Origin of the sequence: Mesorhizobium sp. WSM3224, from assembly GCF_000427725.1 — a bacterium.
GTDB lineage: Bacteria > Pseudomonadota > Alphaproteobacteria > Rhizobiales > Rhizobiaceae > Mesorhizobium.
Map to the genome: position 1 here is coordinate 1 of NZ_ATYO01000012.1, position 26,791 is coordinate 26,791.

Genomic DNA, 26,791 nt, shown 5'->3' on the forward strand with positions numbered 1-26,791 from the left:
TGCTTGACCATGGCGCTGTCGGTCCACGAGGCGTTGGCATCCGGCACCGCCATCAGCGCCATGGCCATCGCCTTGATCACCATGTCGTTGACCGAGAGCTTGTAGGCGGGAACCTCGCCCTTCTCCGTCTTCTTCATCGGGGCTGCCGCATTGAGCTGCATGCGCAGCGCCAAGAGCGCATCGAGCTCGCAATCCAGCGTCAGATAGAAATGCGGGATGGTGGACTTGGCCTCGACCAGGCGGCGCGCGATGGTCTTGCGCATGTTGTCATGCGGGACGAGTTCATAGGAGCCTTCGGCGAACAGTTTCAGCACCTGGTCGTCCGACATCGGCTTCGAAGCAGGGGCCGGGGGCTCGACTGACGTTTGCGTTTCGGCCTGTACAGGCGCGACAGCGGTTTTCGCAGCAATTGCAGCTTCTATATCGGCACGCACAACACGACCGCGTGGACCGCTGCCTTTGACCTCGGCAATCTTGAGACCGGCCTCACGGGCCAAGCGGCGCGCCAGTGGCGTCGCGCGTCCGGCGGTCGGCGATTGGCTGCTCTCCCCCCCTGTGGGGGAGATGGCCGGCAGGCCAGAGGGGGGCGCGAAGGAATGAGGCGCTGGAGGGACAGCGCCCTCCTCTGTCGGCTTCGCCGACATCTTCCCCGCCAGGGAGGAGATTGGCGCCTCATCCCGCTTCGCCGGAGCATCAGCTCCGTAAGCTTCGCCATCGGCATAGATCCACGCGACAGGTGCGCCGACGGGAATATCGACACCCTCCTTGCCGGTGACGTCGCGCAACGTGCCGCTGGCGGGCGCATCGATCTCCATCGCCGCCTTGTCGGTCTCGATCTCGAACAGCACATCGCCCTTCTTGACCTTGGCGCCCTCCTCGGCGAACCAGCGCGAGATCTGGCCGGTCGCCATGTCCATGTCGACCTTGGGAAGAATGACTTCGGTCGGCATCGCTCAGCGGATCCCTTTCACGAGGTCGCGGGCGGCGGCAATGATGTCGGGAACCTGCGGCACCGTCGCCTTTTCCAGATCCGGATTGTAGGGGATCGGCGTCTCGGCGCCACCGAGGCGCACGATCGGCGCATCGAGATAATCGAACGCCTCGCTCTCGGCGACCAGCGCGCTCACTTCCGCGCCGATGCCCAGCGTCTTCACCGCTTCGTAGACGCAAAGCAGGCGCGAGGTCTTCTTCACACTGTCGATGACGGTTTGCCTGTCGAGCGGCCGGATCGTTCTGAGATCGACCACCTCGATGTCGATGCCTTCGCCTTCCAGCGTGGCCGCGGCATCGAGCGCCCTCTGGACCATGATCGAGGTCGCGACGATGGTGAGGTCGCGGCCTTCGCGGCGGATGTCGGCCTTGCCGATCGGCACTGTGTAATGGCCTTCCGGGACAGGGCCCCTCATCTTGTAGAGCAGCTTGTGCTCGAAAATCATGACCGGGTCCGGATCGGCGACCGCGGCAAGCAGCATACCCTTGGCATCGTGCGGCGTGGCCGGCTGGATGACCTTGAGGCCAGGCACATGGCCGAGCCAGGCTTCGAGGCTCTGGCTGTGCTGGGCGGCCGCGCCCGTGCCGGAGCCGGCCGGGAAACGCATCACCAGCGGCACCGAGACCTCGCCGCCAAGCATGAAGCGCATCTTGGCCGCCTGGTTGACGATCTGCTCCATGCCGAGCGTGGCGAAATCCGAAAACTGGAATTCGAAGATCGGCCGCATGCCGGTGACGGCCGCGCCCACAGCGACGCCCGCGCCGCCCAGTTCGGAGATCGGCGTGTCGATCACCCGGTCGGTGCCGTAGCGCTCGACCAGGTCGCCGGTCACTTGGAACGCGCCGCCATAGACGCCGATATCCTCGCCCATCAGGAAGACGCGCTCGTCCATGTCCATGGCGATCGCCATGGCTTCCTGGATCGCCTGGGCGTAGCTCAGTTCACGCACCGCGGCGTCCATCACGCATGCTCCGTGTAGACATAGTCCTGAAGGGTGGTGATCTCGGGCGCAGGGCTCGCCTTGGCGAATTCGATGCCGTCGGCGATCTCGCGGGCAACCGCGTCGCGGATCGCCTGGATGCCCTGGCCGTCGATGAAGCCGAAATCGCGCAACTCGGTCTCGAAGAGCGCGATCGGATCGCGGTTCGCCATCCAGTCCTCGATCTCTTCCTTGGTGCGGTAGCGGTTGCGGTCGCTCTTGGAATGGCCGCGATGGCGGTAGGTCTTCGATTCGATCAGCGTCGGCCCCTCGCCTGCGCGCGCCCGCTCGACCGCCTTGAAGGACGCCTCGGCCACCTCGGAGAAGATATTGCCGTTGACGATGACGCCGGGCATCGCATAAGCGGCCGCGCGGTCGGCGATGTTCTTCACCGCGGTCGAGCGCGCCGTCGAGGTCGACATGCCGTAGCCGTTGTTCTCGCACACGAAGATCACCGGCAGCTTCCAGACCGCCGCCATGTTCAGCGCCTCGTGGAAGGCGCCTTCATTGTTGGCACCGTCGCCGAAGAAGGAGACCACGACCTTGCCGGTCTTCATTCTCTTTGAGGAAAGTGCAGCGCCGACCGCGATCGGGATGCCGCCGGCAACGATGCCGTTGGCGCCGAGATTGCCCTTGGCGACATCGGCGATATGCATGGAGCCGCCGCGGCCCTTGCAGTAGCCGGTGGTCTTGCCGAAGAACTCCGCAAACATGCGGCTGACCTCGGCGCCCTTGGCGATGCAGTGGCCATGGCCGCGATGCGTCGAGGTAATCTGGTCGTCTTCGGCCAGCGGCATGCAGACGCCCATGGCGCTCGCTTCCTGGCCGATCGACAGGTGCATGGTGCCGTGGATGAGGCCGCGCGTGTAGCACTCTTCCGCGCCCTCTTCGAAGCGGCGGATGAGGTACATCTTGTGAAGCACCCCTCTGAGCTGCTCCGGGCTGTACTGGCGATAGACGAAAGGCAGGTTGGCTCGGCTGTCCACGACGGCTTTGCTGGCTCCGGCCATGATCACGCCTCCACGGTGCCGTAGACGAGCTTGTCCTGGCGGGCGCGCAGCTCGGCGATCTTCGAGCCTGGCGCTGGCGCCGCATTGGCATAGGTGATGAGCTCGCCCTTCCTGATCGGCTGGGTGACCGAACCGCCCTGCAGCAGGCCGCAGGGAATGGCCCGCGCCGCATGAGCTTCCGGCGCTGTCACGATCCAGGCGCGATAGCAATACTCGCCGATGGCATCGAGCTTGTCGCCCGGTTTCATATCCTTCTTGGCGACAGCGCAGACCTCGGCCACCGGCTTGGCCAGCGGCACCATGTCGGCTTTGCCGTAGAGCACGACGCGGGCGCAGGTGAGCGGCACTTCGAGCGAGGTCAGGTGATAGGGGCGATGGAAGGTGAAGTAGGGGCCCTTGCCCATCTTCAGGTCCTCCATGCGTTCGGAAATGCGCGGATGCGACATGTCGGCGACGACGAAGACGCCGGGCGCCACGCCCTTGCCGATCGAATAGTCGACGACGCCGACCTTCGACAGCACGCCGCCGTCCTTCTCAGGCACAAGCACCTTCGACAATTCGCCAAGTGTCGCCGACGGGCCGTGCATACCCGGCTTATCGGGAACGAGCCCGGTCGCGTTGGCGATCGCCGCCATCTCGACCATGGTCTTCGAACCGTCGACGAATTCGACAAGCATGCGCACATTCATGTGCCGGCGCTTCGCCTCCTCCTCGTAGTCCGGAGGCGTGGCATCGATGTTGAGCGGATTGTTCTTGCCTTTGCCGGCGGCAACGATCGGATGGCCCATGGCGGAGACGAACTCGATCAGCTCCATGCAGGAAGACGGTTCGTCGCCGGCGCCCAGCGAATAGGTGACGCCGAGGCGGTCGGCCTCGCTCTTGAGATAGGCGCCTATGGTGACGTCGGCCTCGACATTCATCATCACCAGATGCTTGCCGTGCTCCATGGCGCGCAAACCGATCTCGGCGCCGACGGCGGGAACCCCGGTCGCGTCGATGACGACGTCGATGAGGTCGTTGCCGATGACGAGACTGGAATCATTGGTGACGGCGATCTTGCCCGCCTCCATCGCCGACGTCATCGCCGAGGCGTTCGAAACCTCGCGCGCGTGGCCGGTCTCCTGGAAAGCGATGTCGACGGCCTTGCTGGCCGCCGGCAGGTTCAGTTCCGAAATGGCGCCGATCTCGATGCCGGACATATGGGCGACGCGAGTGACGATGTCGGTTCCCATTTCGCCTGAGCCGATCAGGCCGATGCGGATAGGTTTGCCGGACTTGGCGCGTTCTTCGAGGTCACGGGCAAGGCCCGTCAACGAAATATTGGAAGCCATGCCGCTTATTCCTCCCATATCGCATGCTGTGTGGTCGATTGACGGGTATTGAACATCTGTATTTCTGTCAAGACTAATGTCCAAAATTTGGCCATTGATCGGTGCTTTTCGAATTGGTCGAGGCTCAATGGCGGAAGGCACGTACAGCACGGTGCCTGTGGCCAAACCAAATGGAAGCCGGCCGCCCGCGGCCGAATGCCGGTCAATGCCGCGCGACGACCTCTCGCAGACCATAAAGAGATATCTAGGCGGCAATTGTTACTGGCAAACGTCGACCCATACGGCGCCGATCAGATCGGCCATGCGCTGCGGCGCGATACGCACCGCGGCGTTGGTCGCGCCCGCGGCGGGAACGACTTCGTCGAAAGCCTTGAGCGACAGATCGCAATAGATGGGCAGCGGCGACGGCAGACCGAACGGGCAGACACCGCCCGGCGGATGGCTGGTGGCCGCAAGCACCTCCTCGCCGCCAAGCATGCGCGGCTTGCCGCCCATCCTGTCCTTGAACTTGCGGTTGTCGAGCCTAGCGATGCCACTGGTCACCACCAGCATGGTCTCGTCGCCGACGCGCAGGCAGATCGTCTTGGCGATCTGCGCCGGCGTGACGCCATGGGCCTCGGCCGCCAGTGCGACGGTGGCCGAGCTCGCCTCGGTGACGATGACCGCTACGTCCGGCGCATGCTCGGCAAAAAAGGCTCGGACCGATTCCAGGCTCATGGCGACCTCTCGTCAAACGTGTCGAACAACGGCTGGCGGCGAATGGCATGACGGGGCGATCATTGGCAAGGCCGTGGGTTTGGCTTCGCGCGCATTAAAAAGCCCGCCTGGCAGGCGCCGGCGGGCTTTCGAACGACGCTTTCTCGCGCCTCTACTGCTGTACGGGCCTGTTCTCTGCCGCCGGCACAGTGATCAATTCCTCTTCCGGCATCTGCAATGCCGTAGCAATGCGCCGGAGCTTGGCGGGATCGGCATCCTTGCCGTCCTCGATGTCGATGATCTCGCCAACGGCCAAGCCGCAGGTCAAAGAGAGTTCCTCGATCGTGTATCCCCTCGTTTCGCGAGCGGCTTTCAACGGGTTGAGGCCGGACGCGGCAATGATGTCGTTGGAAACAGCGTTTCGTGCGGTGTTGGGCATGGCAACTCCTTTGGATGAAACAGGGTCTGATGAAATGTGGCGTTGCCTGAGATTGGCGGGAGAATGCTCGTTAACAAATGATTTGCCAAGAGCTTCGGCCGTCACGCCATCGTGAAGCGGCATTTGGCCGGGTATCGCAGGCCTTCCACATGTAAGGTCGCGCGGCGCTCAATCAAGTTCTTTTGAAGGCCGGCGACCGGATTCGCCGGCATTTTCGACGCCTCGATTCGTTAGCTTGCTGTCGACAGACGGGCGCCGGGCATTTCTCGGAAGGATCGAAGCCATGAATTTGAAATCATTCGCAATTGTGCTGGGCACAGTTTCAGGCGCGATCGGCGCGACGGACGTGCAGGCAGCGGATGCCGTACGTGTTCGAGGCACGGTCGTCAGCGTTGCCGGGCCGACACTGACGGTGAAGGACCGCGACGGCAAAACCGATGCGATCACCCTCGCCGCCGGTTGGAAGATCTCGGGCGTCGCCAAAGCATCGGCAGCCGACATCAAGCAAGGCGATTTCCTCGGCATCGCCTCGGTGTCCAAGGCCGATGGCGGCAGCGGCGCGCTGGAAGTCGTGATCTTCCCGGCCGCGCTGAAAGGCACGGGAGAAGGCGACCGCGACTGGGATTTGCAGCCCAACAGCCGCATGACCAACGGCACCGTCGCCGACGTGACCGAGATCCAGGGCCGCACGGTCACGCTCACCTATGACAACGGCCAGAAGAAGCAGATCGCCATCCCGCAGACCACGCCGATCGTGACATTCGCCACCGCCAAGCCGGCGGATCTCGCGCCGGGCGTCGCGGTCTTCGTCAACGCCGTGCGCGGCAGCGACGGCAAGCTCGTCGCCAATCGGGTCGTGGTCGGGAATCACCGCATCGCGCCGCCGATGTGAGTCTGGCCTGCTCACGCTCTCAGATTTTTCAGAGACTGACGCAACTTTGGCGTGTTCGGGCGGGCACGCTGCGGCCGATGGCTTGTCAGAAACAATCCAGAAACAAAAATCTACATTTGGGAAAAATTGTCGAAAAAAACCAGGAGGATAGTCCCCTATCGCGGGGCTTGGGTCGCCGATTTGGTCCGGTGAAACTCGGAACGCCCGCGTAAAAAGGAAACGAAGTCATGAAGAAGTCCCTCCTCTCTGCGCTCGGGCTGGCTCTGGCCCTGGCGTTCACCATGCCGATCCTCGGCGCCACCAGCGCTGATGCGGCTCCGATGAAGAAGCATCATCATCATCGTCATCATCACAGGCATCATCACCACCACCATCGTCATCACCACCACCACAAGATGGCTCCGAAGAAGGCCTGATCCTTCCCTCTTGCCGATGGGAAGGCAGGCCTTCGCCGCTAAAGCGGACTGGCCTTCCCATCGGAGTTTTTCTGCTTAAGCCGCATTCCAGACTCTATCTGATGGGAACCAGCGCCGACCCGCCGGCCAGACACCCGCCTGGTGCTGATGGCCGCTCGCATCGCCCTGAAGCTCGGCTATCTACCGAATCCCGCCGCCCCGACGCTCTATAACGAAATGATGCCGTGGCGGATCCGAAGAGCAAGATCAAGCTCGCTCGCTGACCGCAGCCGCCGACATGGAAATGGCGGCCGCAACACGTGGCCGCCATTTCCATGTCCGCAAAGATCAGCGCCGGCTGATGAGAAGGCCGGCAAGCAGCCCGACCACGACCAGCCCGACGGCGGCGGCCGTTGCCGGATGATCGCGCGCGGTCCGCTCGATCGCCCTGCCCCTGCGCCTTATCGCCGGCAGCGCGTCGTGCAGGCGATCGGCAAGCTGCGAATAGTAGTCGGACGCCGCCTCGCGGCCATCCTCGTAATAGGCATCCCCGCGCTTGGCCAAAACCTTCTTGAGGTCGTTCAATTGTCGCGAGAGCGCCGCGACCTGCTTGTCGAGGTCAAGATCGGAGAGGGTCGAAAACGATGCCATGCCTGTTGTCCTCCTCTTCGAGAGAAGGCCTAACGCGTGGACGCAGCGCCAGTTCCGGCGGGCTGACGGAGCGCCGGCAGTGATGACCGTTCAACGAACCTGATCGAGCAGGCGCTTGCATTCCAAGAGGTCGAACAGCGCCTCCTGCAGCAAGGCACGATTGTCACGCGACAATTTTGAAGCGTCTGGTTGTACCGGACCTTCGTCGTCGCTTTTGCCGAGACCAAAGAAGCGGCGGCTGGGCTTCACCTTCGGCTGGCCGACGAGCGCATCGTCGTCGCCGCGCGGCTGCGCGGCCGCCGTCAGCGGCACCTGCTCGGCCTGGCGGCGCTGGGCGATCGCCTCCACGGCAGCCATGTCGCCATTGCCGATGGCGACCAGGAAATGGTTGCCGTTCTCGCGCAACAGCTTCTGCACGCCTTTGATCGTATAGCCCTGATCGTAGAGCATATGCCGGATGCCCTTGATCAGTTCGACGTCCTGCGGCCGGTAGTAGCGACGGCCGCCACCGCGTTTCATCGGCTTGATCTGGGTAAAGCGCGTCTCCCAGAAACGCAGCACGTGCTGCGGCAGATCTAGGTCTTCCGCGACTTCGCTGATGGTGCGGAAAGCATCGGGGCTCTTGTCCATGGGCTAATCCTCCACACTGGACCGCGATCCGGTGCATGATGCCGAATCGCGCCTTATTTCAGCGGTTTATGAAACGATATTCAAGCCCAGCGTCAAAACCGCCGGCGGTTTTCAACCGCATTCGCCAGCAAACTACTTGCCGCCCTTGCCCTTGCTGTTCTGATGCGAACGCAGGATCCGGCTCTTGAGCACATTCGACGATTTGAACGTCATGACCCGGCGCGGCAGGATCGGAACTTCCTCGCCGGTCTTCGGATTGCGGCCGATGCGCTCGTTCTTGGAGCGGACATGGAAGGTGGCGAAGGACGACAGCTTGACCGTCTCACCGCGAACGATGGCTTCGCAGATTTCGTCCAGGACAGCCTCGACGAGCTCCGCCGATTCAGTTCGCGACAAGCCAACCTTCCGATAAACGGCTTCAGCAAGGTCGGCACGCGTAAGTGTCTTTCCCCCCATGCGACCGTCCCATCTGCTCGCAAAAAAACGTAAATCGATACAGGTAAAGGCAGAGCGTAAGTAATTGATCCGGCAAGGTCAAGAACCGAAACCGGACCGTTCGGCACTTACCAGCGGAGCAGCACCGCGCCCCAGGTGAAACCTCCACCCATCGCCTCGAGAAGCACCAGGTCGCCCTTCTTGATGCGGCCGTCGGCGACGGCCACCGAGAGAGCCAGCGGCACCGAGGCAGCCGAGGTGTTACCGTGTAAATCGACGGTGACCACCACTTTCTGCTCGGCAATCCCGAGCTTCTTGGCGGAAGCGTCAATAATCCGTTTATTGGCCTGATGCGGCACGAACCAGTCGAGGTCCTCAGCCGTTATGCCGGCCTCACCGAAGGTCGCCTCGATGACATCGGTGATCATGCCGACGGCATGCTTGAACACTTCACGGCCTTCCATCCTGAGATGGCCGACTGTTCCCGTGGTGGAAGGGCCGCCGTCGACGAAGAGCTTGTCCTTGTGCGCGCCGTCGGAGCGCAGGCTCGCCGCCAGCACGCCGCGATCGGTGATCGCGCCGGCCCCCTCTTCGGCTTCGAGAACCAGCGCGCCGGCGCCGTCGCCGAACAGCACACAGGTCGAGCGGTCGTTCCAGTCGAGGATGCGCGAGAATGTTTCCGAACCGATCACCAGCACGCGTCTGGCCAACCCGCCACGGATGTAAAGGTCGGCGGTGGCGACGGCATAGACGAAGCCCGAGCACACGGCCTGCAGGTCGAAGGCAAAGCCGTGATGCATGCCGAGCCGGTTCTGGATATCGACAGCGGTCGCGGGAAAAGTGTTGTTGGGTGTCGAGGTCGCCAGGATGATGAGGTCGATGTCGGCAGGCGTCATACCGGCGCTGTCGAGCGCGGCGCGCGCCGCGGCCTCGCCCAGCGAGGCCGTCGTCTCGTCGTCGGCCGCGACGTGGCGCTGGCGAATGCCGGTGCGCTGGACGATCCACTCGTCGGAGGTCTCGACCATGCCTTCGAAGTCGGCATTCTTCATGATGCGGCGGGGCAGCGCGGCACCGTTGCCGCGCACGACTGATCTGATCAAAGCTCTTTCCTATTCCTCAGCGTCGGCGGCGACGCCGGATTTCCTGTTTGCCTGCGCAGTCGGGTTGCGCGCATGGAACAGATCGAGGTCGGCCTCGATCCGGTCAAGCAGATTATTGCGCACCATGTCATAGCCGAGCTCGATGGCTGCCGCGAAGCCGTCCGAATCGGCGCCGCCATGGCTCTTCACCACGATGCCGTTCAACCCCAGGAAGACGCCGCCATTGGAGCGACCGACATCCATCTTCTCGCGTAGCCTGTCGAAAGCACCCTTGGCGAAGACGTAGCCGATCTTGGCCATGAGCGTGCGGCTCATGGCGGCGCGCAGATAGCCGGCGATCTGCCTTGCGGTGCCCTCGGCGGTCTTGAGCGCGATGTTGCCGGCAAAGCCCTCTGTCACCACCACGTCGACCGTGCCCTTGCCGATATCGTCGCCTTCGACGAAGCCGCGATAATTCATCGAGGCCATGTTGGCCTCGCGCAGCATGCGGCCGGCTTCCTTGACCTCTTCCTGACCCTTGATCTCCTCGACGCCGACATTGAGCAAGCCGACGCTCGGCCGCTCGATGCCGAACACCGAGCGCGCCATACCGGTGCCCAGAATGGCGAAATCGATGAGCTGATGCGCATCCGCGCCGATGGTGGCGCCGACATCGAGCACCACGCTTTCGCCACGCGTCGTCGGCCAGAGCGCCGCGATCGCCGGACGGTCGATGGTGGCCATGGTGCGGAGGCAGAATTTCGACATCGCCATCAGCGCGCCGGTGTTGCCGGCCGAGATGCAGGCCTGCGCGCCGCCGTTCTTCACCGCCTCGACGGCCTTCCACATCGACGACTTCCAGCGACCGTGGCGCAGCGCCTGGCTCGGCTTGTCGTCCATGCGCACGGCGATCTCGCAATGGACGAACTCGCTTGCTTCGGCGAGTTTCGGGAACTTGGCGAGTTCGGGGCGCACCACGTCCTCGCGGCCGTAGATGACGAAGCGGATGTCAGGGCGGCGGATGGCGACCGTCATCAGCGCCGGGATGACCACGCTCGGTCCGTGATCGCCGCCCATGGCATCGATGGAAATTCTGATCACGTAGTGCTTTTCTCACGGTTTGCCTGGCATGCGGACGGCGCCTGCCAAGGTAAGGGGGCTCGCGAAGGTTCGGCGAAAATAGCGGTTTTGGGCTGCCGCACAACCAACTTTTCCAAAATCCGGAGCACTCTCAGGATTTTCCAAGCAGCGAACGCAGCTTTTTCTGGAATTCGCTTTCCTCGGGCGGATCATCGCCGGCAACGTCGACGGAGGCGCCCGGCTTGCGCGGATAGGGGTCGATCGCCAGGCCGAAGAACTGTTCGGCCAGCGCGCCGACGTCGATGCTGTCGCCGGAAAATGTCTCCGGACTATCCGGTCCGTCGGCGTCGAGGACGATCTCGCCGCCGCCCTCGAAGCCCTCGCGCCCAAGCTTCGACTGCTCGGGCAGGAACAGCGCCTCGACCGGCTCGTCGATATGCGCGGTTACCGGCTCCAGCGTGACGATGCAGGCCTGCGTGATGTCGGCCTCGACGCGGCCGGTGACCTTGACGCCATTGCGCTTCCACGCGGCTACAAGCAGCTCGGCGCGATAGCGTTCGATCGAGAGCAGGTCATATTTGCCGGCGAGCGCTTCGCGCTGGCGCTCATCGGCCTCGACCACGACCGGCAGGCCCTTTTGCGGCAGCCGCGCGACATTGGCGGCAAAGGATACCGGGCTGCGCAATTCGGCGTCTTTCATGCTGGCCTCCTTCACGCGACCCCGGCGACCGGGAACACGGCCGTGCCGGCGACGATCGATTCGGTCGGCTGCGCGACAAGCTTTTGCGAGGCTCCGCAAACATAGGCCGCCAGCAGCGGTGCCTGGGGCCAAGGGCCGTCGTCCGGCCTGACGTTGCGGGCGAGCGCCGCTGCGAGCGCCACCCGATCATATTCCTTGAGGGCGTCGTCATAAGCGGCCGTGCGGCCGTAAAACATCTTTGCCAGCTTCTTCATGCGTTTGGGCACGCCGACATCGCTGATGCCAAGTTCGCGCAGCGAATGCTCGACATCGAGGAAGAACTCGTCGATCAGCACCTGCGCGACCTCGGCCGCCACGCCTTGCTCGCCACGCAGCCGGTGCTGGATGAGGTACATATGCAGCGACAACATCTCGAAGCGGCCGAGCGGCGTATCCGGCACATTCCAGTCCGAATAAAACACCGTTTGCCGCGCCGCCGCCACGATTTGTGCGTAGAGCGCCTCAGTGATGGCGCGGTTGGCATTGCGTTCGCGGCCAAAAAGGCGCTGGAACATTGAGGGTGGTCTCCCGGGGACCTGTTGTTTGATTTGGCCTTGTTGCATCGGCATGCAAGCTGGTTTACCGGTTTTGCGGCCCAGCGCAAGTTGCGGGGATGTGATGGAGAATTGTTGTTGGGTGCGCTGAAATTCAAGTCTTTCTTTGCGCCCGCCCCGGTGGGCGTGGCTTCGCTGCTGCTGGTGGTATCAGCGCTTTCCGCTTGCAATTCGTCCAAGATGTTCGGTGATCTCCATCCAAGCGAGACGCTGACGAAAGGCTACGTCATCGACCAGCAGGCAATCGATTCGGTGCCGGTCGGATCGAGCCGCGAACAGGTGCTTCTGGCGCTGGGCACTCCGTCGACGACGGCGACGTTCGACAACGAGGCCTTCTACTACATCTCGCAAACGCGCAAGCGCTACGTCGCCTTCGACAACCCTCATATCATCGACCAGCATGTGCTGGCGGTCTATTTCGGCGCCGACGGCCGCGTAACCCAGATCGCCAATTACGGCCTCAAGGACGGCAAGGTCTTCGACTTCATCTCGAGGACGACGCCGACCGGCGGCAAGGACCAGAACTTCCTCAGCCAGATCATCAGCGGCGCCAGCAAGCTGGCGCCCGGCATTCCGGGCGGCGGCGGCGGTACGCCTTAAGTCTCCAAGACGGCTTGCAAAACAATCTGGACCCGCCGCTCGCCCGGCGGGTCGTTTGTTTGCGCCTGGTCAGGACACATACTTGCTTATGTTCGGGCGCGCCCCTATCAATTTGCTCGGGATTTGGGGGCCGGGCATGAGCAACAGCGATCGTACAGTACCGCAAGGCTGGATGGCGACAGGCACGCCTGACCGGCAGACCGTGACACCTGACTGGCTTGTCGTCGACGCGCCGACGATCGACGGTGTCACGTTCAAGGAAATCCGGCCTGTCGCGACTTCGACCGGTTATCTCACTGAAGTCTTTCGCGAAGAATGGGGTCTGGACGGGCTTCCTGTCGGGCAGGTCTTTCAACGCACTCTTTATTCAGGCGCGGTGACGGGATGGCATGCTCATGGCGTCACCACCGACCGGCTTTTTTGCTCGGTGGGCAGCGTTCGGATTTCACTGTTCGACGGCCGCAAGGCCTCGCCGACATTCGGCGCCGTCTGGCACAAGATTGCCGGAGCGGTCAGGCCTGCCATCGTCGTCATTCCGCCCGGCGTCTGGCACGGCGTCGCCTCCCTGGGGCCTGAGACGGCCTTGGTCCTGAACCTCGTCGACAAGGCCTACGCCTATGACGCGCCCGATCACTGGCGATTGCCCCCCGATACCGAACAGATCCCTTATAAGCTGGTGTAGCGTGGAACGGGCTGGCCAGCGCGCGCCAACTGGATCGATCGAACCGCTGGTCTCGGTCGTCATAGCGACGCACAATCGTCCGGCAGTGCTGCATCAAGCGCTGAAGAGCCTCGTTGGTCAGACCCTGCAGGACTGGGAAGCCATAGTTATCGGCGACGCGTGCCGGTCGGACACCGCGACCACGGTCGCCGCTTTCAACGACGCCCGCATCTCCTACATCGATCTTCCCGTGAATTTCGGCGAGCAGTCGGGGCCGAACAATATCGGCTTTGCCCGAGCCCGCGGCCGTTTCGTTGCCATATTGAACCATGACGACCTCTGGTTTCCCGACCATCTGACATGCATGAGCGGCTGGATGGATGCCACCGGTGCCGATGTGGCAATCGCCCGGGGTGCGGTCATCGAGTCGGCCGCGAGCAACGGTTCCAGGCACATGATCCTCGGGATGGGGCGGGGCGGCTTCTATGACCCCGTCATCACCGTCGGATTCGGCTCCGCACAAATGATCCGGCGGACGTCACTGCCAAGGCTTGGGCCATGGCGCCCGGCCAGCCAGTGCGTCTGCGAGAGTTCCCAGGACTGGCTATTCCGGGCCTGGCGCAAGGGGGCAGTGATCGCGACGATGCCCCATCTGACCGTGCTCATGCTGCATTCGGGCAAGCGCGAAGGCAGCTATGCGCTAGACATGGCGCGAGAGCAGGAAGAACTGATGGACGCGATGAACGCGCCAGACGCGTTACGCGTCAGCCTTCTTGGCAACGCCGAGGAACCTACTCCCCTCAAGCGCTCCCGCTACCTCAAACGCAGGCTTCTGGCCATGCTTGGCATACATCCGCGGGCGCGTTCCTTCCGCCGCCAATATCGCCGCGGCACGTTCATTGCCATGCTGCGCCAGAAACGCGGCTTATCGCCAATGCCCGAGCGAGAACCAGACGCCGACGAGTTGCTGGCCCGCTATCGCCATCGCAGCGAAAAGCCAGAAGCCAGCTGAGTGCCCCACCGGGCGGAATGCGTGACGAATATCATGCCGAAAATGAAGGCCCGCGGGATCGCTCCCGCGGGCCTTGTCCTGAAATAGCGCCGCGATCAGCCGTGCGCGAGCACGGCGAGCAGCAACAGCGCGACGATGTTGGTGATCTTGATCGCCGGGTTGACGGCCGGGCCGGCGGTGTCCTTGTAGGGATCGCCGACGGTATCGCCGGTCACCGAGGCCTTGTGGGCCTCGGAGCCCTTCAGGTGCTTGACGCCGTCCTTATCGGTGAAGCCGTCCTCGAACGACTTCTTGGCGTTGTCCCAGGCGCCGCCGCCGGAGGTCATCGAGATGGCGACGAAGAGGCCGTTGACGATGACGCCGAGCAGCGAGGCACCGAGCGCCGCGAAGGCCGAGGCCTTCGAGCCCGAAATCAGCAGCACGCCGAAATAGACGACGAGCGGCGCCAGCACCGGCAGCAGCGAGGGGATGATCATCTCGCGGATCGCCGCCTTGGTCAGCAGATCGACGGCGCGCGCGTAGTTCGGTTTCGAGGTGCCGGCCATAATGCCGGGATCCTCGCGGAACTGTTTGCGCACTTCCTGGACGATGGCGCCCGCAGCACGGCCGACGGCCGTCATGGCGATGCCGCCGAACAGATACGGGATGAGCCCGCCGAAGATCAGGCCGGCGACGACGTAAGGGTTGGAGAGGTCGAAGGAGATCTCGCCCATGCCCTGGAAGTAGGGGTACTTGTCGCCATTGGCGGCAAAGAACCTGAGGTCGTTCGAGTAGGCCGCGAAGAGCACCAGCGCGCCGAGGCCGGCGGAGCCGATGGCATAGCCCTTGGTGACCGCCTTGGTGGTGTTGCCGACTGCGTCGAGCGCGTCGGTGGAGTGACGCACTTCCTTGGGCAGGCCAGCCATTTCGGCAATGCCGCCGGCATTGTCGGTGACCGGGCCGAAGGCGTCGAGCGCCACGATCATGCCGGCAAGGCCGAGCATGGTGGTGACGGCGATCGCCGTGCCGAAGAGGCCGCCGAGCTGGTAGGTGGAGATGATGCCGCCGACGATGACGATGGCGGGCAGCGCCGTCGATTCCAGCGAGACCGCGAGACCCTGGATGACATTGGTGCCGTGGCCGGTCACCGACGCCTGGGCGATCGAGTTCACCGGGCGCTTGCCGGTGCCAGTGTAGTATTCGGTGATCACCACGATCAGGCCGGTCACAGCCAAGCCGACCAGGCCGCAGATGAACAGGTTCTTGCCGGTGATGGCGATGCCGGCGACGGTGCCGACTTCACCCCAGCCGACGGTGGCCGAGGTTGCGACCGCGAGGCCGACGATCGACAAGAGGCCGGTGACGATCAGGCCCTTGTAGAGGGCGCCCATGATCGAGCCGTTGGAGCCGAGCTTGACGAAGAAGGTGCCGACGATCGAGGTCAGGATGCAGGCGCCGCAGATGGCCAGCGGATAGAGCATCGCAGCACCAAGCACTGCCGTGCCGCCGAAGAAGATGGCGGCCAGAACCATGGTGGCGACGACCGTCACCGCATAGGTCTCGAACAGGTCGGCGGCCATGCCGGCGCAGTCGCCGACATTGTCGCCGACATTGTCGGCGATGGTGGCCGGGTTGCGCGGATCGTCTTCCGGGATACCGGCCTCGACCTTGCCGACGAGGTCGCCGCCGACGTCCGCACCCTTGGTGAAGATGCCGCCGCCGAGACGGGCGAAGATCGAGATAAGCGAAGCGCCGAAGCCGAGCGAAACCAGCGAGTCGATGACGACGCGGTCATTCGGCTGCAGGCCCATCGGGCCGGTCAATATGGCGTAGTAGATCGAGACGCCAAGCAGCGCCAGGCCGGCCACCAGCATGCCGGTGATGGCGCCGGACTTGAAGGCAATGTCGAGGCCGGCGGCAAGGCTGTTGGAGGCGGCTTGCGCGGTCCGCACATTGGCGCGCACTGAAACATGCATGCCGATGAAGCCGGCGGCGCCCGAGAGCACGGCGCCGATCAGGAAGCCGATAGCGGCGGTGATCGAAAGCAGCCACCAGGCAAGCAGGAGCACGACGATGCCGACGACCGCGATTGTCGTGTACTGGCGCGCCAGGTAGGCTTGGGCGCCTTCGCGGATGGCGGCGGAGATTTCCTGCATGCGCTGATTGCCTTGATCGGACGCAAGGACCGAACGTGTCGCCCAGATGGCGTACAGAACTGACAGCAAGCCGCAGGCGATGACGGCGGTAATGATGGTCATTGCCGGATTTTCCTCGATTGATGGCCCAAAAGAACCCCTCCCTGGGCCGTTGGAACGGGGATGAATGCCGCGCGCGGAATCCACCCCTTGGCTGGGGTGTATGCGAAACAAGGCTCGGAACGTCAAGATATTGTTCGGTTTTTGCCCGGCTTTCGCCCAAAAGAAGAAAACGGCGATATCTGTGCCGGCGCAGGCCCGGAATTAGATCGATTGAAATGACGTGACGGCATCACCGGCCAACCCGCCAACGTGGAGCTATTCCGCCCCCTGCCCCATCCGGCGCGCGGCAAAGCGCTCGATCGCCGACAGGCCGTCATAGATCAGCACCGCAAGCGCGGCGACGATCAGGCCGCCCTGCAGAACAAAGGCAAGGTTGCTCGAAATAAGGCCAGCGATGATCACCTCGCCCAGCGTCTTGGCGGCAACCGTCGAGCCGATGGTCGCCGTGGCGAGGCTGATAACGACCGAAAGCCGAATGCCGCCGAGGATCACCGGGGCGCTCAAGGGCAGTTCGACCTTCATCAACCTTTGCCAGCCGGTCATGCCGGCTCCGCGCGCCGCCTCCATCACGTTGCCCGGCAGCGTGGTAAGCGCGGTCAGCGCATTTTCGAAGATCGGCAGCAGGCCATAGAGGAAGAGCGCGATCAGCGTCGGCTTCTCGCCGAAACCGACAGCTGGCACTGCAAGCGCCAGCACCGCGACCGGCGGGAAGGTCTGGCCGATATTGACCAGGCTGCGCGACAAAGGCAGGAACTCGGCGCCGGCCGGCCTGGTGACCAGTATGGCCAGCGCCACGGCGACGATCGTCGCCGCGACCGTTGCGATCAGAACTATCCGCAGATGCTGCAAGGTCAGCGTTAGCAGGCTGCCCTGGTTGTAGATTGCCGGCGCGCCATTCTCGGTCAGGGGTTTCAGCAGCGGCTCGAACCAGTTGGGGCTGGTGATGAAGACCACCAGCAGCACCAGGACGGCCAGCCTCAGCAGCGCGGGCAACCAGGCTTTCATTGCGGCCTCGCGGCGCGCTTCACCAAGCCTTCGACGGTGACGCGGCCAAGCAGCTTGCCGTCGGCGTCATTCACCGGCAGCGCGGGGCGGCCCGACCACAAGAGCTCGGCCAGCGCGTCGCGCTGCGTGGCGTCGCCTGGGATCGCCTCGCCTTCCGCGCCGCCCGGCTCCACGGCATCGCGCACGTGGCCAAGCGACAGCAGCCGGAACGGCCTTTCGCTGGCGCCGACCAATGTCTCGACGAAGCCGCTTGCCGGTCTGGCCAGAATCTCCGCCGGCTTTGCATATTGCACCAGCTTGCCGGCATCCATGACGGCGATCTTGTCGCCCAGATGGACAGCCTCTTCCATGTCGTGGGTGACGAGAATGATGGTGGTGCCGAAACGCTTCTGGATCGCCAGCAGATCCTCCTGCGCCTTGGTGCGGATGATCGGGTCGAGAGCGCCGAAGGGCTCATCCATCAAAAGCACGTTGGGCTCGGCGGCTAAAGCGCGGGCAACGCCGACGCGCTGCTGCTGGCCGCCGGAAAGCTCATGCGGATAGCGCGGGCCGTAGGCCTGGGGGTCGAGCTGGTAGAGCGTCATCAACTCGTCGACACGCGCCTTGATGCGATCCCTGCCCCAGCCGAGCAGCAACGGCACGGTGGCGATGTTTTGCGCCACCGTGCGATGCGGAAACAGGCCGTGGCCCTGGATGGCGTAGCCGATGCTGCGGCGCAGCTGGTAGCCGGGCACCGAACGGTTGTCGGCGCCGTCGAGCTTGATGACGCCGGAACTCGGCTCGACCAACCGATTGATCATCCTGAGCAGCGTCGTCTTGCCGGATCCAGATGTGCCGACGATGGTGGCGATGGTCCGCGGTTCGATAAGCATCGAAACATTGTCGACCACCGTCGTCTCATCGTAGCGCTTGGTGATGCCTTCGATCTCGATCATGCCGTTTCAACCCTGCGCTTGCTGGCGGTCATCTCGATGACCGCGTCGAGGATGATCGCCGCCGTAAAAGCGAGCGCCACGGTGGGCAGCGCGCCGAGCAGCACGAGATCCATCGCCGTCTGGCCAACGCCCTGGAAAACAAACACGCCGAAGCCGCCGCCGCCGATCAGCGCGGCAATGGTGGCAAGGCCGATATTCTGCACCAGCACGATACGGATGCCGGTCAGGATCACCGGAAAGGCGAGCGGGAACTCGACATCGAACAGGCGTTGGCGATCCGTCATGCCCATGCCGCGCGCGGCGTCGTTGGCGGCGCGTGGCACGCCGGCAAGGCCGACCACGGTGTTGGCCACCACCGGCAGCAGCGAATAGAGGAAGAGCGCGACAAAGGCCGGCGCGGTGCCGATGCCCCTGATGCCGATCGCGGCGGCACCCGGCACGTGGACGGCCACCCAGCCGAGCGGCGCGATCAGCAGCCCGAAAAGCGCGATCGACGGAACGGTCTGGATGATGTTGAGCACGTTCAGCACCCCTGCCCGCAACGGCTCGACGCGATGACAAAGGATGCCGAGCGGCAGGCCGACCATCACCGCAGCCGCCAGCGAGCCCAGCGCCAGCGTGATGTGCTTGGAACCCTCGGCCCAGAAACTGTCGGCCCGGCTGGCGTATTCCTTGAGGATGGAGAGACTATCCCAGCTCCCGGAGATGAGCAGCGCGGCGATGGCGAGCACGGCGACGACGAGAGCGCCGACGCGTGCCGATGGCGAGAGGTTCAGCCGGGTCAGCACATCGGCCAAAAGCAGCGTAAAGGCGAAGATCAGCAACCAAAAACCGGAGGCCGGCGCGACGCGGGCGAAGGTGTTGCCGGCGGGGGTCAGGAAGCCGCCGGCCGTGCCGACCAGGATGGCAAGTGCAGTGAGCGCGATTACGCTGGCGGCCAGCCTGAGGGTGAGCGGGGTCTTGAGCAGGGCGACGATGCCACCCGCGATCACAATCGCCAGCAGCAGCATGCCAAGCGTCGGTGGCAAGGCCTCGAGGATCGGACGCGCCTGTCCGGGCACGATGCGGTTGGCGCGGAACGTGGCAAAGGGGGCCAGGAACGCCGCATAGGCGACGATGGCGGCGATCACGACGCCGAGCTTGTCGAAGCGCAGGGTCATCGAATCCCCGCCTCATAGCGAGGGGAAGGCCTCGCGGCCGTTGCGACTTTGGAGGTTGGCGAAAGCCTACGCGACATCCAATCTCCCCCCTTGCGGGGGAGATGTCCGGCAGGACAGAGGGGGGTGTGAAGGAACGCCAGCGTCTGAAGTTGAGCCCATTCAAAAGCAAGCCTTCTGAAGGACCTGCCTTTGATTGGTTGACAAGTCGGCGGGACAGCACCCCCCTCTGTCCTGCCGGACATCTCCCCCGCAAGGGGGGAGATTGGCAGCTCCGCCGACCGCATCTGTCCCACTCGCACGATTTCTGATCGTTACTTCAAAAACCCGTTCTTCTTTAGGAAATCCTCTGCCACGCCCTTCGCGGGCTCGCCGCCCAGCTGGACGCGGCCGTTGAGCTGCTGCAGGGTGACGAGGTCGAGCTTGGCGAAGACCGGCTTTAGCAGCGCCTCGATTTCGGGATGCTGCTTCAGGACCTCTTCGCGGATGATCGGCGCGGGCTGATAGACCGGCTGCACGCCCTTGTCGTCCTGGAGCACGACGAGGCCGGAGGGCTGGATGCCGCCATCGGTGCCATAGACCATGGCGGCATTGGCGCCGTTGGTCTGGTTGGCCGCGGCGGCGATGGTCGCCGCGGTATCGCCGCCGGAAAGCGTGATCAACTGGTCAGGCTTCAGCGTGAAGCCATAGGTCGTCTGGAAGGCCGGAAGCGCTGCCGCCGAATTGACGAACTCGGCGGAAGCCGCGAGCACCACCTTGCCGCCGCCCGCGACATACTTGCCGAAGTCGGTGAGGGTGACGAGCTTGTTCTCGTCGGCCACTTCCTTGCGCAGCGCGATCGCCCAGGTGTTGTTGGCCGGCGACGGCGACAGCCAGACGATCTTGTTGGCGTCGTAGTCGAGCTTCTTGGCGGTTTCGTAGGCCTTTGCGGCATCCTTCCAGACCGGATCGTCGGCCTTCTGGAAGAAGAAGGCGGCATTGCCGGTGTATTCGGGATAGATGTCGATCTCGCCGGCGGTGATCGCCTTGCGCACGACGGGCGTCGCGCCAAGCTGGATGCGGTCCGTCGTCTTGATGTTGTTGGCGTTGAGCACGAGCTGGATGATGTTGCCCAGCACGCCGCCCTCGGTGTCGATCTTCGAGGAGACGACCACCTGGGCGCTGGCCGAGGCGGCGGTGATGCCGAGCACGATCGCCGTCAAAGCGAGCTTTCTGATTGAAAACATCGTGAAAATCCCTTGCTATGAACCGAGAATGTGGTGGGTGTATATGAGCACGGCTATAACGGCCAGTCGGGGTACACGGTTTCATAACTAGGGGGATCAGCGCAATATTTTTGTTCCCTGGGCGAGGCACGTGCCGAGCCCGGTCCCGACAGCGTAATGTCAGTTGGCGGCGCGCAAGCCCGGCAGCTTCAGGGCGCCAAGCGCCAGGAAGCAGAGCACGACGACCGGAAACACGATCCAGTTCAGCATGGTCCAGCCCCAGGCATTGTAGATCGCGCCGGACATCAGCGAGGCGAAGGCGACAGAGCCGAACAGCGCGAAGTCGTGGAAGCCCTGGACCTTGCTCTTCTCGGAAGGCCGGTAGCTGGCCGCAACCATGGCGGTGGCGCCGATGAAACTGAAATTCCAGCCGAGGCCAAGCAGGATCAGCGCCGTCCAGAACTGCCATAGCGCCAGACCGGAAAGCGCCACGGCGGCGCAGCCGATAAGCAGGACGAGGCCGGTGGCGACGATGCGTTCGGCGCCGAAGCGATGGATCAGCGAACCGGTGAAGAAGCTAGGGCCGAACATGGCCATGACATGCCAGGAGATGCCAAGCGTCGCATTGTCTTCCGACAGGCCGCAGCCGACCATGGCGAGCGGCGCGCCGGTCATGACGAAGCTCATCAGCGCATAGCTGCCGACGGTACAGAAAAGTGCTGCGACGAAGCGCGGCTGGGTGACGATTTCAATCAGCGGGCGGGCATCGCTTGCAGCGGTTTCCGTGACGGCGTTCGCCCTCGAAGGCACTCGCAGGAACGACAGGATGAGCGCGCCAGCCACCGCCAGCGGCAGGATCGAGGCGAAGGACCCGGCAAACATCACCGGGGCCAGCAATTCGCGCGTATAGATGACGATCTGCGGCCCGAGGATGGCGGTGACGATGCCGCCGGCCAGCACGAAGGAGATAGCGCGTGCCTTGAACTCGGGCGGCGCGTTGTCGGCGGCCGCGAAGCGGAACTGCTGGACGAAAGCGCCGCCGGCGCCGATGACGCAGAGGCCGAAGGCGAACAGCCAGAAGCTCGCCTGATAGAGCGCAAGCGTGGCGATCAGGCCGCCGAGCGCGGTGACGATCGTGCCGGTCATGAAGCCGCCGCGATGGCCGAGCCGGCGGATGAGGGCGGCGGCCGGCAAGGCGCCGAGCGCCACCCCGAGATTAAAACCGGTGACCGGCGCGGTCGCCAGCGACTTGTCCGGACCGAGCAGGTATTGACCGGCAAGCGCACCGAGCGAAATGGCGATCGGAGCGGCCGAACCGACGATCGCCTGCGCGGCGGCGAGCAGCACCGCCGTGCGGCGCCCCTCCCTGCCGGTCTCGGCGAGCGTGGCTGTCGCAGTCGTCACGAAGCGTCCTTGCCACGCCCCTCGCCGCGAACCCTACGCGAGATACGATCGAGAACGGCGTTCACCAGCTTCGGCTCGTCTTCCTCGTAGAAGGCCTTTGCGATGTCGACATATTCGGAGACGATCACGGCCACCGGCACATCCTCGCGCTTCATCAATTCATAGACGCCGGCGCGCAGGATGGCGCGCAACGTCGAGTCCAGCCGCGACAGCGGCCAATCCTCGGTCAGCGCCTGACGGATGACGGGGTCGATGGTCTTCTGGTTTTCGACGACGCCGGTCAGGATGGCGCGGAACCATTGCGCGTCGGCCTCGCGATAGAGCGCGCCATCGACTTCCTTGCCGAGGCGGAAGGTCTCGTATTCGGCCGTGATCTCGAAGACGCCGCTGCCGGCCACATCCATCTGGTAGAGCGCCTGGACGGCGGCAAGACGGGCGGCACCGCGCTTGTTGGCGTGGCGCACCGCTCCGGTCGGGGCAGGCTCGGTCACGATTGGGCTCCGAGTTTTTCTTTGAGCGCGATCATCGTCAGCGCCGCGCGCGCCGCGAAGCCGCCCTTGTCGCCTTCCGTTTTCCGCGCGCGCGTCCATGCCTGCGCGTCGTTCTCGGTCGTCAGGATACCGTTGCCGATCGCGATCGCCTCCTGCACCGAAAGGTCCATCAGAGCGCGGCTCGATTCATTGGCGACGATGTCGAAATGATAGGTATCGCCGCGGATGATGGCGCCGAGCGCGACAAAACCGTCATAATGCGTGCCGCCTTCAGCGGCGCCGTCGAGCGCGAAGCATATCACGGCCGGGATTTCCAGCGAACCGGGAACCGTGACGACGTCATAGGTGGCGCCGGCCTCGTCGAGCGCGCCAGTCGCGCCTTCAAGCAGAGCGTCGGCGAGATCGTCGTGAAAACGCGCTTCTACAATGAGCAGATGCGCCTTCGCCTTCGGACGAATGAACGCTTTGCCGTGTTGGGATATGCCTGCCATAAAAGTCTCCGGGGGGTTGCCGGTGACTTAGGCCGAAGCCGGATTGATCGCAAGCGGAAGATTGGCCGAGGCGGCCGTCCTATCGATCCTCTCTGGCATGCCACAGACGCAGCACCGAAATTGTGGTGTTCTGGATTTCGTACCGAATTTCGTAGTTGCCTACCAAGATTCGACGCACTTCGCGCGGTTCGTACTCCTCCAGTTTCTCACCGATGCGCGGATATTCGATTAGCCTTTTCGGTGCGGCAGCGAGTGACTGCACCACCCGTGCAGCGGCCTGGCTATTTGCTGGTGCGAGAAAATCATGAAGCCTGACCAGATCGGACAATGCCTTGCTGGTCCACTTCAATTCCATCAACGCGGCACCGGCAATGGCTTTTCGGTTCCAAGGCTGTCAGCCCAGGCTTGGACCGCTTGGTGCTCTATAACCCGACCAGCATCCACGTCAGCCAGTGCCTCAAGAGTGAGCTTGTGGCGCTCTTCCTCCAGATCGACCCAGGCAGAAAGGGCCTGTTTGACAATCCAGCCGCGCGGACGCTCCAGACGCGCGGCAAGTTGGTCCACTTTCTCAGCAAGTGGCAAAGGAACGTGAGCGGTGATGACTTTGGTGTCCATACAACCTCGCAATCAGGTTTAATCATAACGATTAAAGCTGATTAAGTCGAGGAAAGCTTTGAGCCTTGCCTCACAACCCTTCCTTCGCCGCCTCCGCCAGGCGTGCGGCGTAGCGCGCCATGGTGTCGATCTCGATGTTCACGCGGTCGCCGGCCTGGCGCTCGCCCCAGGTGGTGACGCTCAGCGAGTGATGGATCAAAAGAACGTCGAAGCGGGTGCCTTCGACCTTGTTGACGGTGAGCGAGGTGCCATCGAGCGCTACCGAGCCTTTCGGTGCGATGAACTTCGCCAGATGGCGCGGCGCTTCCAGAGTGAAGCGCACCGCATCGCCCTCGTCCTTGCGCTCGACGATTTCGGCCGTGCCGTCGACATGGCCGGAGACGATGTGGCCGCCGAGCTCGTCGCCGATCTTCAGGGCGCGTTCGAGATTGATCCTGGTGCCGGATTTCCAGCTTGAAGCGGTGGTCAGCCTGAGCGCTTCCTCCCAGGCTTCGACCTCGAACCAGCGTGCGTTCGAGCCATGTTCGGGCAAGGCGGTGACGGTGAGGCAGACGCCGCCGCATGAAATCGAGGCGCCGATGGCGATGGTCTCGGGATCGTAAGCCGTGTCGATGCGCAGGCCAACGCCTTCGCTGAGAGGCTTTACAGCGGCGACGGTGCCCACATCCGTGACAATGCCAGTAAACATCAGAGATCTCTTACCCATTCAGCATAAACGTCTTCACCAAACCGCATCTCGCGCAATTTGCGGAACCCCGCCGGGATATGGTCGGCGTCGACGGGCGATGCGATGCCGTCCTCGCCGATCGCTTCCGGTCCCTGGTACAGGACGATGCGGTCAACCAGGTCTTCCTCCAGGAAGGCCTCGGCTACCTTGGCGCCGCCTTCGACCAAGACGCTTGCCATGCCAAGCGCGGCAAGGTCCTCGAGCAATTCCGGCAGGGCCACTTCGCCTGAATATGTTTCGGTGCCGATGAAGCGCACGCCGGCGCGTTCGAGCGTCGCTCGCCGCTGCGGATCGGCTTCAAGGCAAGAGGCGATATAGAGCGGCACGCGGTCGACGCCGGACACCAGCTTGGACGTCTCCGGCAGCCGGATCTGCCGATCGAGGATGATGCGCGCCGGCGAGCGGTTCTCCAGCCCCGGCAGGCGCACGGTCAGCGCCGGGTCGTCCTCAAGCGCGGTACCGATGCCGACCAGGATGGCGTCGGCCTCGGCGCGCATCAGATAGACATCGCGCCGTGCGATCTCGCCGGTGATCGCGACCTGGCCCGCGCCCTTGCGGCCGATCTTGCCGTCGCTCGAAAGCGCAAGCTTCAGAGTTACTTCCGGGCGCTTCTTCAGAGAGCGAGTCAGATAGCCGGCCATCTGCTCGGCGGCCTCGGTGGCAAGCACCTTCTCGACCACCTGCACGCCGGCGGCGCGCAGGATGGCGTAGCCCTTGCCGGAGACGCGCGGATCGGGATCGCTCGCCGCCCCGACGACGCGCGCTACACCGGCATTGACCAGCGCGTTGGCGCAAGGCGGCGTGCGGCCGTGATGGGCGCAAGGTTCCAAAGTGACGTAAGCCGTGGCACCACGCGCGAGTTCGCCGGCCTCGGCCAGCGCCTCGGTCTCGGCATGTGGGCGGCCGCCGACGGCCGTGACGCCGGTGCCGACGATCATCGGTCGCCCCATGCCATCGTCGCGCACGATGATGGTGCCGACGGAAGGGTTGGTCGACGTGCGGCCGGCATTGCGGCGCGACAACCTGATGGCCGCTGCCATGAAACGGCGATCAAGAGCCGCCTGCGCGGCCTCGTTCGGTAGCGGTCCCGCCATGATCAGCCGGCGTCCTCTTCGGTCTTTTCCTCGTCGCCCTTCAGTTCACCCAGCAACTCGTGAAAATCCTTGGCCTCGCGGAAATTGCGATAGACCGAGGCGAAGCGGACATAGGCGACGTCATCCAGCGATTTCAGCGCGTCCATGACCAGCCGGCCGACTTCGCCGGAAGCTACCTCCGTCTCGCCCGAGCTTTCGAGTTGGCGCACGATGCCGGTCACGGCGCGGTCGATGCGCTCGGGATCGACATTGCGCTTGCGCACGGCGATCTCGACGGAGCGCAGCAGCTTGTCACGATCAAAAGGCACTTTGCGGCCGGACTTCTTGACGACGACGAGGTCGCGCAACTGGACGCGCTCGAAGGTCGTGAAACGGCCGCCGCAATCGGGGCACACCCGCCGCCGGCGGATCGCGGCGCCATCCTCGGCGGGACGAGAATCCTTCACCTGCGTATCTTCAGACTGGCAATAGGGGCAGCGCATAGGGACCCTTGGGTTCGCGATTCTCAGATGGCGGAAAGGCTTAGTGCCTTTTGCCGGGATGGCAAAGCACGGAGACTTTCATGCCTCAGAGATAGCGAGGCGCGGGCGCAATTGCCAGCGCCCTGCCCCGAATGCCTCAGGGCGCGACGTCCTTGGTCGCAAAGCCACAGGACGTGCCGAGATTGCGATAGGCCTTGGTGAAGCCGTCCATCGGAATGCTGGCGACGGCCTGCTTGCCGAAGACGACATCGAGCGAGGTGACTTTGCGCATGGCGCGCAGCAGGGCCAGACTGGTCTTGGGCTGGTTGTCGACCATCCAACTGGGGCGACCGCCGGCGGCCGCGTTGGAGGTCACGGTCGCGGCAACCTTCACGCCAGGATCACCGAAGGTCGCGGCGATCTTGTTGCCGGTTGGCAGGGTCTTGTTGTCGACGATGAACATGATGGCCGGATACGCATCCGGCGGCAGCGCGTCGCCGGAAGAGATCGACAGCGTCAGGGAGCCCGCATTGCCGGCACCGTCCAGGAAAGCAGTCGAGGCGGCGCAGGTCTTATGCGCGTCCTGGCCGGTATCGAGCGTGTCGATGATGGTGGTCCAACGCCCGAAAGTTTTGGTGGCGGGCAAATCAGCGCTCGGCTTGGTTTCGTCCTGTGCGACCGCGCCGGAGGTGGCGAAAGCGGTCAGTGAACAAAGCAAAGCCGCGGCGGCGAGACGGGAAATGCGCATCATCGATTCTCCAGTAAACCGCGCCGCCTGGAAGAGCGGCGCAAGCG

The 26,791-nt window shown here is 63.9% G+C and carries 33 protein-coding genes; 6 read left to right on the top strand and 27 right to left on the bottom strand.

Annotated elements, in window-relative coordinates:
* From YU3_RS0120105 to YU3_RS0120130, 6 genes are all read right to left on the bottom strand, one after another.
* Positions 1-950: 2-oxo acid dehydrogenase subunit E2 (locus YU3_RS0120105; RefSeq protein WP_027167935.1), on the bottom strand; the 950-nt coding region annotated here is incomplete at its 3' end.
* Between the two features lie 3 nt (positions 951-953).
* Positions 954-1,952, bottom strand: a complete 999-nt coding sequence (locus YU3_RS0120110; protein ID WP_027167936.1) for an alpha-ketoacid dehydrogenase subunit beta — start codon at positions 1,950-1,952, stop codon at positions 954-956.
* Entirely contained in the window at positions 1,952-2,980 is a 1,029-nt protein-coding gene (locus tag YU3_RS0120115; RefSeq protein WP_027167937.1) for a thiamine pyrophosphate-dependent dehydrogenase E1 component subunit alpha, read from the bottom strand. Before YU3_RS0120115 ends, YU3_RS0120110 begins: the two co-directional genes overlap by 1 nt.
* A 2-nt stretch (positions 2,981-2,982) precedes the next feature.
* Entirely contained in the window at positions 2,983-4,311 is a 1,329-nt protein-coding gene (locus YU3_RS0120120; RefSeq protein WP_027167938.1) for an NAD(P)H-dependent oxidoreductase, read from the bottom strand.
* 258 nt (positions 4,312-4,569) lie between these two features.
* Positions 4,570-5,028 (bottom strand): YbaK/EbsC family protein, encoded by a 459-nt coding sequence (locus tag YU3_RS0120125; protein WP_027167939.1) that lies wholly within the window; start codon positions 5,026-5,028, stop codon positions 4,570-4,572.
* Between the two features lie 151 nt (positions 5,029-5,179).
* Positions 5,180-5,446: a helix-turn-helix transcriptional regulator gene (locus YU3_RS0120130; RefSeq protein WP_027167940.1), complete on the bottom strand. Its 267-nt coding sequence runs from the start codon at positions 5,444-5,446 to the stop codon at positions 5,180-5,182.
* A 283-nt stretch (positions 5,447-5,729) separates the two neighbouring features.
* Between YU3_RS0120130 and YU3_RS0120140 the strand changes: the two genes are divergently transcribed.
* Together YU3_RS0120140 and YU3_RS39460 are read left to right on the top strand one after the other, a co-directional pair.
* Positions 5,730-6,338: a hypothetical protein gene (locus YU3_RS0120140; protein ID WP_027167941.1), complete on the top strand. Its 609-nt coding sequence runs from the start codon at positions 5,730-5,732 to the stop codon at positions 6,336-6,338.
* A 227-nt stretch (positions 6,339-6,565) separates the two neighbouring features.
* The gene (locus YU3_RS39460) at positions 6,566-6,754 is read left to right on the top strand and encodes a hypothetical protein (protein ID WP_084508165.1); all 189 of its coding nucleotides are present in this window, start codon (positions 6,566-6,568) and stop codon (positions 6,752-6,754) included.
* Positions 6,755-7,081: 327 nt separating this feature from the next.
* Here the strand turns inward: YU3_RS39460 and YU3_RS0120150 are convergent, their stop codons facing one another.
* The 7 genes from YU3_RS0120150 to YU3_RS0120180 all read right to left on the bottom strand — a co-directional run bounded on the left by YU3_RS0120150 (position 7,082) and on the right by YU3_RS0120180 (position 11,862).
* Positions 7,082-7,384 (bottom strand): DUF883 family protein, encoded by a 303-nt coding sequence (locus tag YU3_RS0120150; RefSeq protein WP_027167943.1) that lies wholly within the window; start codon positions 7,382-7,384, stop codon positions 7,082-7,084.
* A 90-nt stretch (positions 7,385-7,474) separates the two neighbouring features.
* Complete coding sequence (locus YU3_RS0120155) at positions 7,475-8,014, bottom strand: MerR family transcriptional regulator (protein WP_027167944.1); 540 nt, start codon at positions 8,012-8,014, stop codon at positions 7,475-7,477.
* Positions 8,015-8,146: 132 nt separating this feature from the next.
* On the bottom strand, positions 8,147-8,470 hold the full coding sequence (locus YU3_RS0120160) for an integration host factor subunit alpha (RefSeq protein WP_023815657.1): 324 nt from the start codon (positions 8,468-8,470) through the stop codon (positions 8,147-8,149).
* A 107-nt stretch (positions 8,471-8,577) separates the two neighbouring features.
* Positions 8,578-9,549: a beta-ketoacyl-ACP synthase III gene (locus YU3_RS0120165; protein ID WP_027167945.1), complete on the bottom strand. Its 972-nt coding sequence runs from the start codon at positions 9,547-9,549 to the stop codon at positions 8,578-8,580.
* Between the two features lie 9 nt (positions 9,550-9,558).
* Positions 9,559-10,629: a phosphate acyltransferase PlsX gene (gene plsX, locus YU3_RS0120170; RefSeq protein ID WP_027167946.1), complete on the bottom strand. Its 1,071-nt coding sequence runs from the start codon at positions 10,627-10,629 to the stop codon at positions 9,559-9,561.
* Positions 10,630-10,759: 130 nt separating this feature from the next.
* Positions 10,760-11,308 carry a DUF177 domain-containing protein gene (locus tag YU3_RS0120175; protein ID WP_027167947.1) on the bottom strand — a complete coding sequence of 183 codons (549 nt, stop codon included), beginning with the start codon at positions 11,306-11,308 and terminating at the stop codon, positions 10,760-10,762.
* Between the two features lie 11 nt (positions 11,309-11,319).
* Entirely contained in the window at positions 11,320-11,862 is a 543-nt protein-coding gene (locus YU3_RS0120180) for a ubiquinol-cytochrome C chaperone family protein (RefSeq protein ID WP_027167948.1), read from the bottom strand.
* 117 nt (positions 11,863-11,979) lie between these two features.
* On the opposite strand from YU3_RS0120180, the gene YU3_RS0120185 reads away from it, so the two are divergent.
* The 3 genes from YU3_RS0120185 (at position 11,980) to YU3_RS0120195 (ending at position 14,174) form a co-directional block, all read left to right on the top strand.
* Entirely contained in the window at positions 11,980-12,501 is a 522-nt protein-coding gene (locus tag YU3_RS0120185; protein WP_027167949.1) for an outer membrane protein assembly factor BamE, read from the top strand.
* 88 nt (positions 12,502-12,589) lie between these two features.
* A complete protein-coding gene (locus tag YU3_RS0120190; protein WP_245273569.1) occupies positions 12,590-13,183 on the top strand; it encodes a dTDP-4-dehydrorhamnose 3,5-epimerase family protein in 594 nt (197 codons plus the stop codon).
* A gap of 1 nt (position 13,184) precedes the next feature.
* On the top strand, positions 13,185-14,174 hold the full coding sequence (locus YU3_RS0120195; protein WP_027167951.1) for a glycosyltransferase family 2 protein: 990 nt from the start codon (positions 13,185-13,187) through the stop codon (positions 14,172-14,174).
* Positions 14,175-14,269: 95 nt separating this feature from the next.
* Here YU3_RS0120195 and YU3_RS0120200 read toward each other — a convergent pair whose 3' ends face one another.
* Entirely contained in the window at positions 14,270-16,411 is a 2,142-nt protein-coding gene (locus YU3_RS0120200; RefSeq protein WP_027167952.1) for a sodium-translocating pyrophosphatase, read from the bottom strand.
* Between the two features lie 60 nt (positions 16,412-16,471).
* On the opposite strand from YU3_RS0120200, the gene YU3_RS40705 reads away from it, so the two are divergent.
* Complete coding sequence (locus YU3_RS40705) at positions 16,472-16,630, top strand: hypothetical protein (RefSeq protein WP_156913536.1); 159 nt, start codon at positions 16,472-16,474, stop codon at positions 16,628-16,630.
* A gap of 36 nt (positions 16,631-16,666) precedes the next feature.
* Here the strand turns inward: YU3_RS40705 and YU3_RS0120205 are convergent, their stop codons facing one another.
* From YU3_RS0120205 to YU3_RS0120265, 13 genes are all read right to left on the bottom strand, one after another.
* Positions 16,667-17,416, bottom strand: coding sequence for an ABC transporter permease (locus YU3_RS0120205; RefSeq protein WP_027167953.1), 750 nt, complete (start codon positions 17,414-17,416; stop codon positions 16,667-16,669).
* Positions 17,413-18,351 carry an ABC transporter ATP-binding protein gene (locus YU3_RS0120210; protein WP_027167954.1) on the bottom strand — a complete coding sequence of 313 codons (939 nt, stop codon included), beginning with the start codon at positions 18,349-18,351 and terminating at the stop codon, positions 17,413-17,415. The genes YU3_RS0120205 and YU3_RS0120210 overlap by 4 nt, the downstream gene beginning before the upstream one ends.
* Positions 18,348-19,511, bottom strand: a complete 1,164-nt coding sequence (locus YU3_RS0120215; RefSeq protein WP_027167955.1) for an ABC transporter permease — start codon at positions 19,509-19,511, stop codon at positions 18,348-18,350. The genes YU3_RS0120210 and YU3_RS0120215 overlap by 4 nt, the downstream gene beginning before the upstream one ends.
* A 311-nt stretch (positions 19,512-19,822) precedes the next feature.
* On the bottom strand, positions 19,823-20,734 hold the full coding sequence (locus YU3_RS0120220; RefSeq protein WP_036259030.1) for an ABC transporter substrate-binding protein: 912 nt from the start codon (positions 20,732-20,734) through the stop codon (positions 19,823-19,825).
* A 159-nt stretch (positions 20,735-20,893) separates the two neighbouring features.
* Positions 20,894-22,117 carry an MFS transporter gene (locus YU3_RS0120225; RefSeq protein WP_027167957.1) on the bottom strand — a complete coding sequence of 408 codons (1,224 nt, stop codon included), beginning with the start codon at positions 22,115-22,117 and terminating at the stop codon, positions 20,894-20,896.
* Positions 22,114-22,608, bottom strand: a complete 495-nt coding sequence (nusB, locus tag YU3_RS0120230) for a transcription antitermination factor NusB (protein ID WP_027167958.1) — start codon at positions 22,606-22,608, stop codon at positions 22,114-22,116. Before nusB ends, YU3_RS0120225 begins: the two co-directional genes overlap by 4 nt.
* Positions 22,605-23,099 carry a 6,7-dimethyl-8-ribityllumazine synthase gene (ribH, locus tag YU3_RS0120235; protein WP_027167959.1) on the bottom strand — a complete coding sequence of 165 codons (495 nt, stop codon included), beginning with the start codon at positions 23,097-23,099 and terminating at the stop codon, positions 22,605-22,607. Before ribH ends, nusB begins: the two co-directional genes overlap by 4 nt.
* Before the next feature lie 79 nt (positions 23,100-23,178).
* The gene (locus YU3_RS0120240) at positions 23,179-23,454 is read right to left on the bottom strand and encodes a type II toxin-antitoxin system RelE/ParE family toxin (RefSeq protein WP_027167960.1); all 276 of its coding nucleotides are present in this window, start codon (positions 23,452-23,454) and stop codon (positions 23,179-23,181) included.
* Complete coding sequence (locus YU3_RS39465; protein ID WP_084508167.1) at positions 23,454-23,714, bottom strand: ribbon-helix-helix domain-containing protein; 261 nt, start codon at positions 23,712-23,714, stop codon at positions 23,454-23,456. Before YU3_RS39465 ends, YU3_RS0120240 begins: the two co-directional genes overlap by 1 nt.
* Before the next feature lie 70 nt (positions 23,715-23,784).
* Positions 23,785-24,402, bottom strand: coding sequence for a riboflavin synthase (locus tag YU3_RS0120250; protein WP_027167962.1), 618 nt, complete (start codon positions 24,400-24,402; stop codon positions 23,785-23,787).
* Complete coding sequence (gene ribD, locus YU3_RS0120255; protein WP_027167963.1) at positions 24,402-25,535, bottom strand: bifunctional diaminohydroxyphosphoribosylaminopyrimidine deaminase/5-amino-6-(5-phosphoribosylamino)uracil reductase RibD; 1,134 nt, start codon at positions 25,533-25,535, stop codon at positions 24,402-24,404. Before ribD ends, YU3_RS0120250 begins: the two co-directional genes overlap by 1 nt.
* A 2-nt stretch (positions 25,536-25,537) precedes the next feature.
* Positions 25,538-26,017, bottom strand: coding sequence for a transcriptional regulator NrdR (gene nrdR / locus YU3_RS0120260; RefSeq protein ID WP_027167964.1), 480 nt, complete (start codon positions 26,015-26,017; stop codon positions 25,538-25,540).
* Positions 26,018-26,153: 136 nt separating this feature from the next.
* Positions 26,154-26,747: a hypothetical protein gene (locus YU3_RS0120265; protein ID WP_156913537.1), complete on the bottom strand. Its 594-nt coding sequence runs from the start codon at positions 26,745-26,747 to the stop codon at positions 26,154-26,156.
* Between the last annotated feature and the right edge of the window lie 44 nt (positions 26,748-26,791).

Excerpts from the sequence above, each read along its gene's own strand:
- YU3_RS0120110 (WP_027167936.1), bottom strand. The coding sequence starts at position 1,952 with ATGGACGCCGCGGTGCGTGAACTGAGCTACGCCCAGGCGATCCAGGAA.
- YU3_RS0120115 (WP_027167937.1), bottom strand. The coding sequence starts at position 2,980 with ATGGCCGGAGCCAGCAAAGCCGTCGTGGACAGCCGAGCCAACCTGCCT.
- YU3_RS0120120 (WP_027167938.1), bottom strand. The coding sequence starts at position 4,311 with ATGGCTTCCAATATTTCGTTGACGGGCCTTGCCCGTGACCTCGAAGAA.
- YU3_RS0120125 (WP_027167939.1), bottom strand. The coding sequence starts at position 5,028 with ATGAGCCTGGAATCGGTCCGAGCCTTTTTTGCCGAGCATGCGCCGGAC.
- YU3_RS0120130 (WP_027167940.1), bottom strand. The coding sequence starts at position 5,446 with ATGCCCAACACCGCACGAAACGCTGTTTCCAACGACATCATTGCCGCG.
- YU3_RS0120140 (WP_027167941.1), top strand. The coding sequence starts at position 5,730 with ATGAATTTGAAATCATTCGCAATTGTGCTGGGCACAGTTTCAGGCGCG.
- YU3_RS39460 (WP_084508165.1), top strand. The coding sequence starts at position 6,566 with ATGAAGAAGTCCCTCCTCTCTGCGCTCGGGCTGGCTCTGGCCCTGGCG.
- YU3_RS0120150 (WP_027167943.1), bottom strand. The coding sequence starts at position 7,384 with ATGGCATCGTTTTCGACCCTCTCCGATCTTGACCTCGACAAGCAGGTC.
- YU3_RS0120155 (WP_027167944.1), bottom strand. The coding sequence starts at position 8,014 with ATGGACAAGAGCCCCGATGCTTTCCGCACCATCAGCGAAGTCGCGGAA.
- YU3_RS0120160 (WP_023815657.1), bottom strand. The coding sequence starts at position 8,470 with ATGGGGGGAAAGACACTTACGCGTGCCGACCTTGCTGAAGCCGTTTAT.
- YU3_RS0120175 (WP_027167947.1), bottom strand. The coding sequence starts at position 11,308 with ATGAAAGACGCCGAATTGCGCAGCCCGGTATCCTTTGCCGCCAATGTC.
- YU3_RS0120180 (WP_027167948.1), bottom strand. The coding sequence starts at position 11,862 with ATGTTCCAGCGCCTTTTTGGCCGCGAACGCAATGCCAACCGCGCCATC.
- YU3_RS0120190 (WP_245273569.1), top strand. The coding sequence starts at position 12,590 with ATGTTCGGGCGCGCCCCTATCAATTTGCTCGGGATTTGGGGGCCGGGC.
- YU3_RS0120200 (WP_027167952.1), bottom strand. The coding sequence starts at position 16,411 with ATGACCATCATTACCGCCGTCATCGCCTGCGGCTTGCTGTCAGTTCTG.
- YU3_RS40705 (WP_156913536.1), top strand. The coding sequence starts at position 16,472 with ATGAATGCCGCGCGCGGAATCCACCCCTTGGCTGGGGTGTATGCGAAA.
- YU3_RS0120205 (WP_027167953.1), bottom strand. The coding sequence starts at position 17,416 with ATGAAAGCCTGGTTGCCCGCGCTGCTGAGGCTGGCCGTCCTGGTGCTG.
- YU3_RS0120210 (WP_027167954.1), bottom strand. The coding sequence starts at position 18,351 with ATGATCGAGATCGAAGGCATCACCAAGCGCTACGATGAGACGACGGTG.
- YU3_RS0120215 (WP_027167955.1), bottom strand. The coding sequence starts at position 19,511 with ATGACCCTGCGCTTCGACAAGCTCGGCGTCGTGATCGCCGCCATCGTC.
- YU3_RS0120220 (WP_036259030.1), bottom strand. The coding sequence starts at position 20,734 with ATGTTTTCAATCAGAAAGCTCGCTTTGACGGCGATCGTGCTCGGCATC.
- ribH (WP_027167959.1), bottom strand. The coding sequence starts at position 23,099 with ATGGCAGGCATATCCCAACACGGCAAAGCGTTCATTCGTCCGAAGGCG.
- YU3_RS0120240 (WP_027167960.1), bottom strand. The coding sequence starts at position 23,454 with ATGGAATTGAAGTGGACCAGCAAGGCATTGTCCGATCTGGTCAGGCTT.
- YU3_RS39465 (WP_084508167.1), bottom strand. The coding sequence starts at position 23,714 with ATGGACACCAAAGTCATCACCGCTCACGTTCCTTTGCCACTTGCTGAG.
- YU3_RS0120250 (WP_027167962.1), bottom strand. The coding sequence starts at position 24,402 with ATGTTTACTGGCATTGTCACGGATGTGGGCACCGTCGCCGCTGTAAAG.
- ribD (WP_027167963.1), bottom strand. The coding sequence starts at position 25,535 with ATGGCGGGACCGCTACCGAACGAGGCCGCGCAGGCGGCTCTTGATCGC.
- nrdR (WP_027167964.1), bottom strand. The coding sequence starts at position 26,017 with ATGCGCTGCCCCTATTGCCAGTCTGAAGATACGCAGGTGAAGGATTCT.
- YU3_RS0120265 (WP_156913537.1), bottom strand. The coding sequence starts at position 26,747 with ATGATGCGCATTTCCCGTCTCGCCGCCGCGGCTTTGCTTTGTTCACTG.